The sequence below is a fragment of the Alsobacter metallidurans genome (assembly GCF_014636935.1).
GTDB lineage: Bacteria > Pseudomonadota > Alphaproteobacteria > Rhizobiales > Beijerinckiaceae > Alsobacter > Alsobacter metallidurans.
In genome coordinates, this window is the sequence record NZ_BMES01000001.1 from 61,410 (window position 1) to 74,826 (window position 13,417).

At 67.7% G+C, this 13,417-nt stretch carries 11 protein-coding genes; 2 read left to right on the top strand and 9 right to left on the bottom strand.

All coding sequences use genetic code 11. The features are described 5' to 3' along the window. Positions 1-14 precede the first annotated feature (14 nt). Positions 15-1,100, bottom strand: a complete 1,086-nt coding sequence (locus tag IEV99_RS00240; protein ID WP_188515737.1) for an alpha/beta fold hydrolase — start codon at positions 1,098-1,100, stop codon at positions 15-17. A gap of 248 nt (positions 1,101-1,348) precedes the next feature. On the opposite strand from IEV99_RS00240, the gene IEV99_RS00245 reads away from it, so the two are divergent. Continuing rightward, on the top strand, positions 1,349-2,017 hold the full coding sequence (locus IEV99_RS00245) for a YEATS-associated helix-containing protein (protein WP_188515738.1): 669 nt from the start codon (positions 1,349-1,351) through the stop codon (positions 2,015-2,017). Positions 2,018-2,035: 18 nt separating this feature from the next. Here IEV99_RS00245 and gyrB read toward each other — a convergent pair whose 3' ends face one another. The 8 genes from gyrB to mutM all read right to left on the bottom strand — a co-directional run bounded on the left by gyrB (position 2,036) and on the right by mutM (position 12,556). Then, positions 2,036-4,459: a DNA topoisomerase (ATP-hydrolyzing) subunit B gene (gene gyrB / locus IEV99_RS00250; protein ID WP_188515739.1), complete on the bottom strand. Its 2,424-nt coding sequence runs from the start codon at positions 4,457-4,459 to the stop codon at positions 2,036-2,038. Positions 4,460-4,638: 179 nt separating this feature from the next. Then, positions 4,639-5,826, bottom strand: coding sequence for a DNA replication/repair protein RecF (recF, locus tag IEV99_RS00255; RefSeq protein WP_244643420.1), 1,188 nt, complete (start codon positions 5,824-5,826; stop codon positions 4,639-4,641). Beyond that, positions 5,823-6,941, bottom strand: coding sequence for a DNA polymerase III subunit beta (gene dnaN / locus IEV99_RS00260; protein ID WP_188515740.1), 1,119 nt, complete (start codon positions 6,939-6,941; stop codon positions 5,823-5,825). Before dnaN ends, recF begins: the two co-directional genes overlap by 4 nt. 158 nt (positions 6,942-7,099) lie before the next feature. Further along, on the bottom strand, positions 7,100-8,563 hold the full coding sequence (gene dnaA / locus IEV99_RS00265; protein ID WP_188517580.1) for a chromosomal replication initiator protein DnaA: 1,464 nt from the start codon (positions 8,561-8,563) through the stop codon (positions 7,100-7,102). A 964-nt stretch (positions 8,564-9,527) separates the two neighbouring features. Continuing rightward, a complete protein-coding gene (gene rpsT, locus IEV99_RS00270; RefSeq protein ID WP_188515741.1) occupies positions 9,528-9,794 on the bottom strand; it encodes a 30S ribosomal protein S20 in 267 nt (88 codons plus the stop codon). Between the two features lie 162 nt (positions 9,795-9,956). Beyond that, on the bottom strand, positions 9,957-10,754 hold the full coding sequence (locus tag IEV99_RS00275; RefSeq protein WP_188515742.1) for a TSUP family transporter: 798 nt from the start codon (positions 10,752-10,754) through the stop codon (positions 9,957-9,959). Positions 10,755-10,783: 29 nt separating this feature from the next. Beyond that, on the bottom strand, positions 10,784-11,572 hold the full coding sequence (locus IEV99_RS00280) for an enoyl-CoA hydratase (RefSeq protein ID WP_188515743.1): 789 nt from the start codon (positions 11,570-11,572) through the stop codon (positions 10,784-10,786). Between the two features lie 99 nt (positions 11,573-11,671). After that, positions 11,672-12,556: a bifunctional DNA-formamidopyrimidine glycosylase/DNA-(apurinic or apyrimidinic site) lyase gene (mutM, locus tag IEV99_RS00285; protein ID WP_188515744.1), complete on the bottom strand. Its 885-nt coding sequence runs from the start codon at positions 12,554-12,556 to the stop codon at positions 11,672-11,674. A gap of 84 nt (positions 12,557-12,640) precedes the next feature. On the opposite strand from mutM, the gene ubiE reads away from it, so the two are divergent. Then, the gene (gene ubiE, locus IEV99_RS00290) at positions 12,641-13,417 is read left to right on the top strand and encodes a bifunctional demethylmenaquinone methyltransferase/2-methoxy-6-polyprenyl-1,4-benzoquinol methylase UbiE (RefSeq protein WP_188515745.1); all 777 of its coding nucleotides are present in this window, start codon (positions 12,641-12,643) and stop codon (positions 13,415-13,417) included.

Genomic DNA, 13,417 nt, shown 5'->3' on the forward strand with positions numbered 1-13,417 from the left:
TTCCCGTTTGCGCCTTACTGGAGTGATGCGGCCTTCTTGGCCGGCAGCGACCGAATGAACTCCTCGAGCTGCGCCTTGTAGAACTTCGCGATGCCCGTGGTGCCGTGCCCGCGGGTGTCGACGCTGGCCGGGATGAGAACCAGCCTGGCGTTCGAGAGCCGCTTCAACTCACGATCCATCACGCCGGTCTCGGGCGGGTTCCGCTCGTCGTCGGCCGAGTTGATGGCCAGCACCGCCGCCTTGATCTGCTCCAGCTTCGGCGCGGGGTTGTAGTCGCGCGAGGAGTCCCACTGGTACATGAAATCATTGGCGTCGGCCGTGAATGGAGCCGCCAGCCGGTCGTCCAGCATTTTGTCCGCCTTCTCGCGCGTGCCGGCTTGGGCCTGGTAGGCCATGGAGCCGCCGTTCGTGGCCGTGCTGTAGAAGACGTTGGCGACGCGCAGCATCTTGGGCTGCTCGGTGTAGTCGCCGTTCTTCCAGTCCGGATCCTTGCGCACGGCGTCGATGATCATCCGGCGCATCATCCAGTTCCGGCTCGCCATCTCGACGGGCTGCGACGCCATCGGGACGATCGCGTCCATCATGTCCGGGTAGTTCACGCCCCACACCCAGGCGTGCATCCCGCCCATGGAGTTGCCCAGGATGAGCCGCAGGTGCTTGATGCCGAGCCCCTCGGTGACGAGCCGCTGCTGGGCCAGCACCATGTCGTCGTAGTTGTAGGATGGGAACTTCGCCCGGAGCCCATCGGAGGGCTTGGAGGATTTCCCCGCCCCGAGCGCGTCCGGGAGCACGATGAAATACTTCGTCGCGTCGAGCGGTTGGCCCGGGCCAAACAACTCATCTGCGAAAGCCGGCGTCAGCATGCTCAGCGCATTGCCGGCCGTGCCATGGAGGATCAGCACCGGAGGGTTCGCGGGATCGCCGATAGTCGTGTAGTGCAGCTTCACCTCCGGCAGCGTCTCGCCCGTGTGGAACTTGAAATCCTTGGCGACGTAGTCGCCTTCCCGTGGGGCCGGGTAGTTGGCCGCCAAGGCTGCCTGCGCGATGGTCGATACGGCCAGCGCGGCCGCGGCCCCCAGCACGATGCTCCGAAATCCCATGACGTCCTCCCTGCGGCTGGACGAGTCTCGGCTCGCCCTTGGCCAAGCCCGGAGCGTCCCCCACCCACGCGGCCGGCGCAAGCGCCTCGCATCGGCCGCGTATCAACTCGGCGTGAGCCGCAGTCGCGCCAGCGCCCGGCCAGAAGTGTGAGCTACTTCACATTCGCTCACCCGGCCAAACGCCAAGACTGTGGTCTCCTTCTTTGCGGAGGACCGCCATGCGGCGCCTTGTTTTATGGATTTTGGTCATGTTTCTGACGAGCCTTGGAGACGCGTTCGCGTCCGCGACGGCTGCCGACGCCGGCGGGGAGGCGAGCCGTTTCGCGCCGCTTGGCGTTGCCGTGATGGTGATGTTCATTGCGGGCGGCATGGGCTCGGTCTGCCGCAACGTTCTGGAGCCGAGCTACTCGGCCGGAACGGTCGCGTCCGTGGTTCTGCCCGGGCTGGTGGCCGCCAGCTTCGTTCCGCTGCTGCTCAGCATCGGCAAGAGCACCGTTCTGAGCGCCGTGCTGGCCCAGGGCGAGGGCTGGATGGAGAGCGCATTCCTGCTCTTTGCCTTCTGTCTCGTGGCCGGGATGTCGGCCCGCAGCTTCATCGAGGAGATGCGGGACCAGTCCCCGATCGCCGGGCTGGAGCTGGAGGGCATCGCCGAACTGCTGTTCAAGGGCGCGCGGGATGGGTGGCGGAGCATGGTGAAGCGGCGTCACGAGGCGGGCGCAACCGCCATCCCCAAGCCGGCGATCCAGCCGGCCCGGGCCTGTCCTGCCAAAACGCCCATAGCCACGAAGCCTGGAGGCGAAATGGCCGCCTCCAGCCACTCCCTCGACGACCCGACGCTGCGCAGCCTGCTGGAGCGCTTGTCCGCCCAGCTTGTTGAGCCCGCCCCGGCCGCCGGCCAGGGACTGCTGCAGTCCTGAACCGGAAGCCTTGGCCCGTCAGACGTCCAGATTGGCGACGTTCAGCGCGTTGGTCTGGATGAAATCGCGGCGCGGCTCCACCACGTCGCCCATCAGCTTGGTGAAGATGTCGTCCGCGTCGGCGATCTCTTTCACGCGCACCTGAAGGAGCGAGCGGATGGAGCGGTCCAGCGTGGTCTCCCACAGCTGCTCGGGGTTCATTTCTCCAAGGCCCTTGTAGCGCTGCAGGGTGAGCCCCTTGCGGCCCACGGCCGTCATGGCCTCGAACAGCGCCACCGCGCCGGCGACCTGCGTTTCGTCGGTGCGGCGCGTCAGCGTGGCGGGCGCCTGGAAGGCGTCGCGCAGCGGGGCAGAATGTTCCTCCAGCTTGCGGGCGTCCGCAGAGGCGAGCAGCTGCGCGTCCAGCACGGCGGTGTGCTTCACGCCCCGGATGGTGCGCTCCAGCACGTAGCCGCCGGCTTCGGCCCGGCCGCTCCAGCCGCGCTCGATGTCGTCCGCGATCACGTCCAGCCGGCGGGCGATCTCGGCCACCTGCGTGTCTGCGACGCTCTCGTCCTCGATCGGATGAAGCGCGCCCGCGAGCGCGGCCTGCTCCACAACGGAGCGATCGTAGCGCGTGTGGAGTCCGCCCAGGAGGTTGCGCACGATGCGGGCCTCCTCGACCAGCGCCTTGAGATCGCGGCCGGTGCGCTCCTCGCCCGAGGACGTCCGCAGCAGCGCGCCGTCGACGCCCTGCTCGATCAGGTAGTCCTCGAGCGCGCGCTCGTCCTTCAGGTACTGCTGCGACTTGCCGCGCGTCACTTTGTAGAGCGGAGGCTGGGCGATGAAGATGTGGCCGCGCTCGAGCAACTCGGGCATCTGCCGGAAGAAGAACGTCAGCAGCAGGGTACGGATGTGGGAGCCGTCCACGTCCGCGTCCGTCATGATGATGATCTTGTGGTAGCGCAGTTTGTCGGCGTTGAACTCTTCCTTGCCGATGCCGGTGCCCAGCGCGGTGATCAGCGTGCCGATCTCCTGGCTGGACAGCATCTTGTCGAAGCGCGCGCGCTCGACGTTCAGGATCTTGCCGCGCAGCGGCAGCACGGCCTGGAACTCGCGGTTGCGGCCCTGCTTGGCGGAGCCGCCGGCCGAGTCGCCCTCGACGATGAAGAGCTCAGCCTTGGACGGGTCGCGCTCCTGGCAGTCGGCGAGCTTGCCGGGCAGGGACGCGATGTCGAGCGCGCCCTTGCGGCGGGTGAGCTCGCGCGCCTTGCGGGCGGCCTCGCGCGCCGCGGCGGCTTCCACCACCTTGCCGACCACCGCCTTGGCCTCTGTCGGGTGCTCCTCGAACCACACCGAGATCGCCTCGTTGAGGCAGTTCTCGACCACCGGCCGCACCTCGGAGGAGACGAGCTTGTCCTTGGTCTGGGACGAGAATTTCGGGTCCGGCACCTTGACGGACAGAACCGCCGTGAGCCCCTCGCGGCAGTCGTCACCCGTGAGGCTCACCTTTTCCTTTTTGGTCAGGCCTGAGCTGTCGCCATAGCCGGTCACCTGCCGGGTGAGCGCCGCCCGGAAACCCGCCAGATGGGTGCCGCCGTCACGCTGCGGAATGTTGTTGGTGAAGCACAGCACGCTCTCGTGGTAGCTGTCGTTCCACCACAGCGCCGCCTCCACGGTGATCCCGTCCTTCTCGGCCTTCACCATGAGGGGTGAGCTGATGATGGGCGACTTGGCCCGGTCGAGATAGCGCACGAAGGCCTCGAGCCCGCCCTCGTAGAGCAGCTCCTGCTGCTTCACTTCCGAATGGCGGGCGTCGGTGAGCAGAATGCGGACGCCGGAGTTCAGGAACGCGAGCTCGCGCAGCCGATGCTCCAGCGTGTCGTAGTCGAACTCGATCATCGTGAACGTCTGCGGCGAGGGCAGGAAGGTCACTTCCGTGCCGCGCCGCTCGGACGGGCCGACGATGCGCAGCGGCGCGTCGGCGTCGCCATGCGTGAAGCTCATCTCGTGCTCCTGCCCGCCGCGGAAGATCCGCAGCTTCAGGAACGTCGAGAGCGCGTTCACCACCGAGACGCCCACGCCATGGAGGCCGCCCGAAACCTTGTAGGAGTTCTGGTCGAACTTACCGCCGGCGTGCAGCTGGGTCATGATGACCTCGGCCGCCGAGACGCCTTCCTCCGAGTGGATGTCGGTCGGGATGCCGCGGCCGTTGTCCGTCACTGTCACGGAGCCGTCCGGGTTCAGCGTCACGGTGACGATGTCGGCGTGGCCGGCCAGCGCCTCGTCGATGGCGTTGTCCACAACCTCGTACACCATGTGGTGCAGGCCCGAGCCGTCGTCGGTGTCGCCGATATACATGCCGGGGCGCTTGCGCACCGCATCCAGGCCCTTGAGAACCTTGATGGATTCTGCGCCGTAGGCGTTCTCGGCCTCGTCGCGGCGAGCTGCTTCTGCCGTCATGGAGTGTGTGTCATCCGAATGCGTTGATTCGCCTGCCGAATTATAGCCCGGATGGGCTGTCGCCGCACGGTCCGAGGCAGGCGCATCGACCCCTGAACCACGACCCGAAGGGCCGCTCCGGCCACCGGGACCGGATCTGTGCAATTCCTTAGCCTATATGGGCCTGCGTGGGGGCTTTTTCATGGCCTGAGCTGAAGGTTCTGCACCGCTCCGGGCGTCACCTCGAAGATCTCGCGGCCGGCGGGCAGGCCCGCAAAGGCGGCCGCGTCCGCGCCCGTCATCCAGACCTGCGCGCCGAGCCCCGCCAGCGTCTCGTAGAGCGCCACCCGACGGCGGGGATCGAGATGCGCGGCGATCTCGTCCAGCAGCACCAGCGGCACAATGCCCGTCATGGCGGCGACGAGGCGCGCATGCGCGATCACGAGCCCAATCAGCAGCGCCTTCTGCTCGCCCGTCGAGGCCGTGGCGGCGGCCACGTCCTTGGGGCCGTGGCGGACCACGAGGTCGGCCGCCTGCGGTCCCACCAGCGTTCGGCCGGCCGCCTTGTCGCGGGGGCGGCCTTCGCGCAGCCACTCCCGGTAGAGGTCCTCGACGTCGATCGCCGACAACCGGCCGAGTTCCACCTCGATCGGCCCTTCCAGGGCCACGTCCGCCCAGGGAAAGGGCGAGGTCTCGTCGCGCGTCGCGCCGATCAGGGCCGCGAGCCGCTCCACGGTTTCGCGCCGGGCCGCCGACACCGCCACGGCGGTCTCGGCCACTTCGCGTTCCACCGCGTCCAGCCAGGCGTGGTCCATGCGATCTTCAGCCAGGAGCCTGTTGCGCGACCGCAGCGCCCGGTCGAGCGCGTTCACACGCGCCCCATGCTCGCTGTCGACGGCCAGCACGAGCCTGTCCAGAAAACGCCGCCTGTCGCCAGCCGCGCCCGTGAACAGCCCATCCGAGGCGGGCGTCAGCCACACCACGCGCAAGCGTTCCGCAAAGGCGGCCGTGGACGACACGGGCGCGCGGTCGATCCGGCAGCGGCGCGCGAAGGCGCCCTCGTCCGTCCGCTCGATGCCGACGCCGAGCTGGGCCGGGCCGTTCTGGTCGTCCAGGTGGATCGACACCGCAAAGCCGGCCGTTGCGCCGCTGCGGACCATGTCGGGAAGATCCGCCCGCCGGAGCCCGCGCCCGGGCGTGAACAGCGACAGGGCTTCCAGCAGGTTGGTCTTGCCTGCGCCGTTCTCGCCCGTCAGCGCGACGAGCTGCGCCCCGACATCGAGGTCGAGCGCCGGATAGGAGCGGAAATCAGACAACACCAGCCGGGTCACACGGGGACCGGCCAAGGGCGCGACAGAACCGGCGTCGGGAGACGTCGTTCCGCTCACACGCGCATCGGCATCAGGACGTAGAGCGCCGCCGCGCCCTCGCGATCCTGCACCAGGGTGGGCGAACCCGGGTCGGCGAGCTTGAACAAGGCGGTGTCGCCCTCCAGCTGCGCCGTGATGTCGAGCAGGTATTTGGCGTTGAAGCCGATGTCGAGCGGGGTCGAGTCGTAGTCGACCTCGATCTCCTCCACGGCCGAACCGGAGTCCGGATTGGTGACCGACAGCGTCAACCGCCGATCCGCGATGGCGAGCTTCACGGCCCGGCCGCGCTCGGACGAAATCGTCGAGACGCGATCCACCGCGGCTGCGAACTCAGCCTTGTCGACGATCAGGTCCTTGTCGTTGCCGGCCGGGATCACGCGCTGGTAGTCCGGGAACGTGCCGTCGATGAGCTTCGATGTCAGCACCACCGGCCCCATGGTGAGGCGGATCTTGGTCGGCGACAGCTCGATCTCGACCCCGTCGCCGGCCTCGTCCACCAGCTTGATGATCTCGGCGACGGCCTTGCGAGGCACGATCACGCCCGGCATTCCGGCCGCGCCCTCCGGTGCTCCGGTCTCGACGCGCGCGAGCCGATGCCCGTCCGTCGCAACGGCGCGAAGCACCTGCTTGCCGGCGGATTCCAGAGTGTGCAGGTAAATTCCGTTGAGGTAATAGCGCGTCTCCTCGGTCGAGATCGCGAACTGCGTCTTCTCGATCAGGCGCTTGAGCTCCGCAGCCGGCACCTTGAAACGATAGGCCATTTCGCCGGCCGCGAGATCAGGGAAATCCGTCTCGGGCAGCGCCTGCAGGTTGAAGCGCGACCGGCCGGAGCGGATCGTCACCTGGCCGGTGTCGCCGGTGGTCTCGAGCGAGACCTGCGCGCCGTCGGGCAGCTTGCGAACGATGTCGAAGAGCACATAGGCGGGAGCCGTGATCGCGCCCGGCTGGCCGACGTCGGCCGCGAGCGTTTCGGTGACCTCGAGGTCGAGATCGGTCGCCTTCAGGCTGAGTTCGCCGGCGTCGGCCCTGATCAGAACATTGGACAGGATCGGAATCGTGGTGCGCCGCTCCACCACCCGGTGGACGTGGCCGAGCGATCTGAAGAGGGCCGCCCGTTCGACTGTGACCTTCATGGTCCGACCTTGCGCTTGCTCATAAAGGAATGGAACCGGCATTAACCCGGCCAAGGGGCGAGCACAATGGCGCGGCCGATCCGCCCTTGCAAGGGCGCGGGCGGGGCCGCAGCCGGCTGTCCCCGCTCAAAACGCCGCATTGGGCTGCGGCCGCAATCCTACTCCTGCAGCATGCGCTTCAGAAGCTCGACATCGTCCCTCAGGCTCGGGTCGGCCTGCACGCAACCCTCGATCTTTCGCACGGCGTGCAGCACCGTGGTGTGGTCGCGTCCGCCGAACCGCCGGCCGATTTCCGGCAAAGACCGGAGCGTCAGCTGCTTGGACAGGTACATGGCGATCTGGCGCGGCTTCACGACGCCGGCGGAGCGACGCGACGACAGGATGTCGGCCCGGCTGACATTGTAGTGGGTGGCGACGAGCTTCTGGATATCCTCGATGCGGACCTTCTTGGGCTCGCGCGACCGAACGAGGTCGCGGATGGCGGTCTCGGCCGACTCCACGGTCGCCGAGGACCCGGACAGGGTCGTGTGCGCGAGCAGCCGGTTCACTGCGCCGTCGAGGTCGCGGCCGTTGGTGGTGATCATCCGGGCCACGTAGCCGACCACCGCGGGGCTCACCTCGAAGCTTTGATGATGCACGCGCGCCGCCGCGATGCGGGTCTCCAGGATCTTGATGCGCAGCTGTTCGTCCAGCGATCCCATCTCGACCACGAGGCCGCCCGCAAGGCGGGAGCGCACGCGCTCGTCAAGGCTTTCCAGTTCGCCCGGCGCGCGGTCGGCCGCAATCACGACCTGCCGGCCGGCGTCGATCAGCGCGTTGATGGTGTGGCAGAACTCCTGCTGGATCGACTTGCCCTGCAGGAACTGCACGTCGTCGATCACCAGGAGGTCGATGCCGCGCAGGCGCTCCTTGAAGGCGATCGCCGTCTGCGCCTTCAGGGCGGCCACGAAGCCGTACATGAAGCGGTCGGCGGTGAGATAGATCACGCGCTTGCCGGACGCGATCACCTCATGGGCGACGGCCTGTAGCAGGTGGGTCTTGCCGAGGCCCACCGCCGAATGAACGTAAAGGGGATTGTAGAGCGGCGGCGCGCCGGCCTCGATGCGGGCGACCCGCTCGCCGGCCGCATGCGCCAGCGCGTTGGAGCGCCCGACCAGGAAGCTCGAAAACGTGAGGCGTCGATCGAGCGGCGACCCCTGCAGGCCGTCGGCGTCCGCCAGCGCCGGCTGGATCCGCTCCGGAGACGGCGCGGAAGCGCCGACCTTGGATTCGGAAGACCGCATGCCGGGCTGCGGCCGCGGGCCGCCCGCGCCGCTTTCAACGGCCGCGACGCGGATCGCCGGGCGCTGCGCGCTGCGAACAAACAGGTTGATCTCCGCAACGCCCTCGCATTCCGCCGAAACCAGCGTGCGAACGCGGTCGAGGTAATGCGCCTGGATCCAGCTCTTCAGAAAGCGCGTCGGCACCGAGAGCTGCGCCACGCCGTCGATCACCTCCACGAGGTCGAGCCGGCCGAACCAGCTCGAAAACACGTCATCTCCCAGCTCGGCGCGCAGCCGGCGGCGCACCCGATCCCAAGCTTCGTCGCGGTCCACCCTGAGAGCCTCCCCACTGCTGTGCATCGATTCCAGGGCCGCTTCGCGTTCAGCTGATTGAAACATCGTGTTCTCGCAAAAGGCGCCGCATGCTCGCGCGCTGGTCGCGGCGAGTTGTGGCCGTGTCTGTGATTGTCGGTCGCTGGATATGGGCCTCTCGGGCCCGGGGTCAGCTGAGCGGAAAAGTTCCGCCCGCCGCACGCCTGAACGGCGTTCCCACCCTCTCGATCGCAGGCTCCCCAGCCACGCGCTCTGTTTCAGCCATCCTTGCCCCCTCGGTCCGGCTAAGTATATTTCCAGACGTCATTGCTTGCCCGCTGCATCTTGAAAGGAATTCTGTCGATCACAATTGGTTCGACGACTCCTGAGTTTTCTTATCGGTACCCCTGATCGCAAAACATGCGACTTCTATTGACACACGACTTAGGCAACGAGAATCCGTCGGCCTGAAGTCAGGCTTGTGGACCGTCGGTACCTACTGAGGGATGGGCCAGGACGTCGTCCCGGCGTGAAAGGACCTTACACAGGGGCCCCCGGGGGTGCAACACGGCCGCGGGTGAGTCCGCCCCCGGCGGGGATGACTCAGGCAAGCGCTCCCGAGGGGTTCGGATCGGTCGTGCACAGCAAATTGTTGAGTCAGTTCACGATTCCTTAAGCCCCCCGACGCCCCCCGCGATCCACCCCGGCGCGCGAGATTCTTTTAAGCCGTTATGACCATTCTGCGACGGTGCGCGCGATTCAGGCTCTGCGCTGACCTTTGGGCTTTAAGCATCTGCAATAACTTGCCTTTTTCTGCGCAGCAAAGAACCCCAAAACAGCTTGGGCGCGGCCTTTATGCTGGCATGCCTGTCAAGTCCAAATCGTCGCCGAGTTGTCGTTTTGCGGCACGCGCGCAAGCGTTGCGGCGCCGCAGACACGGCCTCTGTGAACCTCCAGAACGCAAAAAGCCCGGCCAGGAGGCCGGGCTTCGCAACAGTCAAAAAAGGGCGGATCAGGCGGTCAGCGACGCGATCGCGTGGGCCAGGCGCGACACCTTCCGGGAGGCGGTGTTGCGGTGAACGATGCCTTTCTGGGCAGCGCGCACCAGAACCGGCTCGGCGGCCTTGAAGGCTTCGGTCGCGGCAGTCTTGTCGCCGGCCTTGATGGCTTCCTCGACCTTCTTGACGAAGGTGCGCATGCGCGACCGGCGGCTACGGTTCACGGCCGTGCGGCGTTCGATCTTGCGGGCGGCCTTCTTTGCCGAGGGTGTATTGGCCATCAGTTCGTCCTCATTGCGCGCCGACCGATCAGTGTCGGGTCGCAGGCCGCGCCGTGTTCCTGGGAAAATTGGCGGGAGCCCGTCGAACGCGCCGGCCGGCTCTCATGTGTGCGGGCTTCTACACGCTGCCCGGCGGATCGTCAACGCTCTTTGCCCGCTTGCTCAGCCGCCAGCCAGGATGCGCGACAGCGCCTGCCGCAATGGATTGGCCGGATCGGCCATGAGCCGCGCCGCGACGGCCAGGCAGACGATGATCAAAAGCGGCCGGATCAGCCGCGCGCCATGCCGAAGGGCGAGACGCGCGCCGATCTGCGCGCCCGCGAACGACCCCGCCGCCATCACGAGGCCCACGGGCCAGACCACGAGGCCTGACCAGATGAACAGCGCCAGCGAGGCGCCGTTGCTGGACACGTTCAGCAACTTGGTGTTGCCGGTCGCGCGCACGAGACCGAGGCCGAGCAGCGTCACCATGCCGACCATATAGAAGGAGCCGGCGCCGGGCCCGAAGAAGCCGTCGTAGAAGCCGACCAGCGGCGCGATCGTGACGCCGAAGACCCAGGGCGGAATGCGACGCCGCGCGTCCTCGTCCCGCATCTTGGGCGACAGGCCGAAGTAAAGCGCGATGACGACGAGGAGGATCGGGATCACGCCCGCCAGCACGTTGCCGGCGAGATGGCGCACCGCGAAGGCGCCCGCCAGCGCGCCCAGCGCGGCGGTGGCGGCCATCGGCAGGCTCTCGCGCCAGGCGATCTTCCCGGCCCGCGCGAAGGACCAGGTCGCCGAGGCGGTGCCGAAGACGCCCTGCAGCTTGTTGGTCGCGACCGCGCTCACCGGGTCGAAGCCGGCCAGCAGCAGCGCCGGCACCGTCATGAGCCCGCCGCCACCCGCGATGGAATCGAAGAACCCGGCCAGCAGGGCGACGAGCCCGAGCAGGCCGAGCGTAATGAGATCGAGCTCCATGCGGGGGAGGCCTTTCGGGCGCGCGCGCCTCAGCTGTTGGTGAAGCCAGGCTTACGCTTGTCCACGAAGGCGCTCATGCCCTCTTTCTGATCTTGCGTGGCGAACATGGCGTGGAACACGCGCCGCTCGAAGCGGATCCCTTCGGCCAGCGTGGTCTCGTAGGACCGGTTGACGCTCTCCTTGGTCATCATCGCGATGGGCAGCGACATGCCGGCGATCTGCGCCGCGACCTTGAGCGCCTCGTCCACGAGCTCGGCCGCCGGCACGACGCGCGAGACCAGCCCGGCTCGCTCGGCCTCTGCGGCGTCCATCATGCGGCCGGTGAGGCACATCTCCATAGCCTTCGCCTTGCCGACGAAGCGCGTCAGCCGCTGCGTGCCGCCGGCGCCTGGCATCACGCCCAGCTTGATCTCTGGCTGGCCGAACTTCGCCGTGTCGGCCGCCAGAATGAAGTCACACATCATCGCGAGCTCGCAGCCGCCGCCGAGCGCAAAGCCCGCCACCGCGGCGATGATCGGCTTGCGCTTCTGGCTGATGCGGTCCCACGCGGTGATGAAGTCGTCCAGGTAGGTCCCCGGATAGGTTTTGCTCTGCATCTCCTTAATGTCCGCGCCGGCCGCGAAAGCCTTCTCGGACCCGGTGATCACCACGCAGCCAATGGCGGGGTGGCGCTCGAAGCCGTCCAGCGCGGCGTCGAGTTCGGCGATGATCTGCGCGTTCAGAGCGTTCAGCGCTTGCGGCCGGTTCAGCCGCACGAGGCCGACGCGGCCATGGGTCTCGACCAGAATGGTCTCGTAGGTCTTGGCGGTTTCGGACATCGGCTCCTCCCAACGGGCGTTTGATTCAAGCGCTATCCCGGCGTGGCGTCCGCCGCAACACACAGCCGCGCAAGTCGGCCTGCGCGCCGCCGCACCGGCTCAGCGTTGGCACGTCGCGCAGAAAAAGGTCGAGCGCCCCGACTGCACGATCCGCTGCACCACGCCCCGGCAGCCCGGCGTAGGGCAAGGCTCGCCCTCGCGGTCGTAGACCCTGAAGCGATGCTGGAAATAGCCAAGCGAGCCATCCGTTTGCGCGTAGTCGCGCAAGGATGATCCGCCTGCAGCCACGGCCTCCTCGAGAGTTTCGCGGATCACGACGGCAAGCCGCTCCGCCTTGGCGGTCGGGCCGCCGTCCTGCCGGGCAATGGTTCCGGCCGCCCGGCGTGGCGACAGGCGCGCCCGGTGCAGCGCCTCGCACACATAGATGTTGCCGAGCCCGGCCACGAGCCGCTGGTCCAGAAGCGCGGCCTTGAGCGGCGCACTCTTGCGGGCGAAGAGCGTCGCCAGCGACGCGCCGTTCAGCGCGTTGCCGAGCGGCTCGATGCCCATCTGACGGAACAGCGGGTGCTCGGCCAGCGTCGCCCGCTCGGTGATGGTCATGAAGCCGAACCGGCGCGCGTCATTATAAGTGACGGTCGCGCCGGTGGAGAGCCGGAACACCACATGGTCGTGCGGCAGCAGCCCGCCGGCTTCATGGTGGAACTCGCCCAACTGGGCCACGTCCCCGCCCGGCGTGGCCACGGTAAAGCGCCCGCTCATGCCCAGGTGCATCACCAGCACGTCGCCATTGTCGAGGTCGGCGAGCAGGTACTTCGCGCGCCGCCCCAGGGCCTGAATGGTCCGGCCAGTAAGGCGTTCGGCGAAGCGCTCGGGAAACGGAAAGCGCAGGTCCGCCCGGCGCTGGTCCACGCTGACGATCCTGGCGCCCACCATGGCGGGCTCGAGCCCGCGGCGGACGGTTTCGACTTCGGGGAGCTCCGGCATTTCCACCTGCGCACGTGTGAGCAAGCCACATAGCGCCCCGCGCGCCCGCGCGCTATGGTCCGCGCCGCAAACAAGGACGAGATCATGCAAGCGGGCAGGACCCAGGGCGACGACGCGGCGGCCGAGACGCATTTCGGCTACACGACCGTGCCGCTCGGCGAGAAGCAGTCGATGGTGGACGAGGTGTTCCACAAGGTCGCCAACCGCTACGACCTGATGAACGACCTCATGTCGGCCGGCCTGCACCGCGCCTGGAAGGAGGCGCTCGTCTCCACCCTGCGTCCGCCGCAGTTGAAGCCCTATCGCCATCTCGATGTCGCGGGCGGCACCGGCGACGTGGCGTTCCGCGTGCTGGACGCCGCCGGTCCGCAGGCGCACGTCACCGTGCTGGACATCAACGCCGACATGCTGGCGGTCGGCCGCGAGCGCGCCCCGGCGCGGCTCGAGGGCCGCATCGACTTCGTGGAAGGCAACGCCGAGAGCCTGCCCTACCCGGACAAGAGTTTCGACGCCTACACGATCGCGTTCGGCATCCGCAACGTGCCGCGCATCGACCTCGCGCTGGCGGAAGCCTACAGGGTGCTGAAGCGCGGCGGCCGCTTCCTGTGCCTGGAATTCTCGCATGTCGACGTGCCGGTGCTGGACCGCATCTACGACGCCTATTCGTTCACGGCCGTGCCGGCGCTCGGCAAGGTCGTGACCGGTGACGGCGAGCCCTATCGCTACCTCGTGGAATCCATCCGCAAGTTCCCGCGCCCGGCCGTTTTCTCGGCCATGATCCGCGAGGCGGGGTTCGGACGGGTCACCGACAGGCCGATGAGCGGCGGCATTGTGCGGCTCCACTCCGCCTGGAAGCTGTGA

What these genes read in the sequence shown, in the direction of transcription:
- IEV99_RS00240 (WP_188515737.1), bottom strand. Translation starts at nt 1,100, where the DNA reads ATGGGATTTCGGAGCATCGTGCTGGGGGCCGCGGCCGCGCTGGCCGTA.
- IEV99_RS00245 (WP_188515738.1), top strand. Translation starts at nt 1,349, where the DNA reads ATGTTTCTGACGAGCCTTGGAGACGCGTTCGCGTCCGCGACGGCTGCC.
- gyrB (WP_188515739.1), bottom strand. Translation starts at nt 4,459, where the DNA reads ATGACGGCAGAAGCAGCTCGCCGCGACGAGGCCGAGAACGCCTACGGC.
- dnaN (WP_188515740.1), bottom strand. Translation starts at nt 6,941, where the DNA reads ATGAAGGTCACAGTCGAACGGGCGGCCCTCTTCAGATCGCTCGGCCAC.
- dnaA (WP_188517580.1), bottom strand. Translation starts at nt 8,563, where the DNA reads ATGCACAGCAGTGGGGAGGCTCTCAGGGTGGACCGCGACGAAGCTTGG.
- rpsT (WP_188515741.1), bottom strand. Translation starts at nt 9,794, where the DNA reads ATGGCCAATACACCCTCGGCAAAGAAGGCCGCCCGCAAGATCGAACGC.
- IEV99_RS00275 (WP_188515742.1), bottom strand. Translation starts at nt 10,754, where the DNA reads ATGGAGCTCGATCTCATTACGCTCGGCCTGCTCGGGCTCGTCGCCCTG.
- IEV99_RS00280 (WP_188515743.1), bottom strand. Translation starts at nt 11,572, where the DNA reads ATGTCCGAAACCGCCAAGACCTACGAGACCATTCTGGTCGAGACCCAT.
- mutM (WP_188515744.1), bottom strand. Translation starts at nt 12,556, where the DNA reads ATGCCGGAGCTCCCCGAAGTCGAAACCGTCCGCCGCGGGCTCGAGCCC.
- ubiE (WP_188515745.1), top strand. Translation starts at nt 12,641, where the DNA reads ATGCAAGCGGGCAGGACCCAGGGCGACGACGCGGCGGCCGAGACGCAT.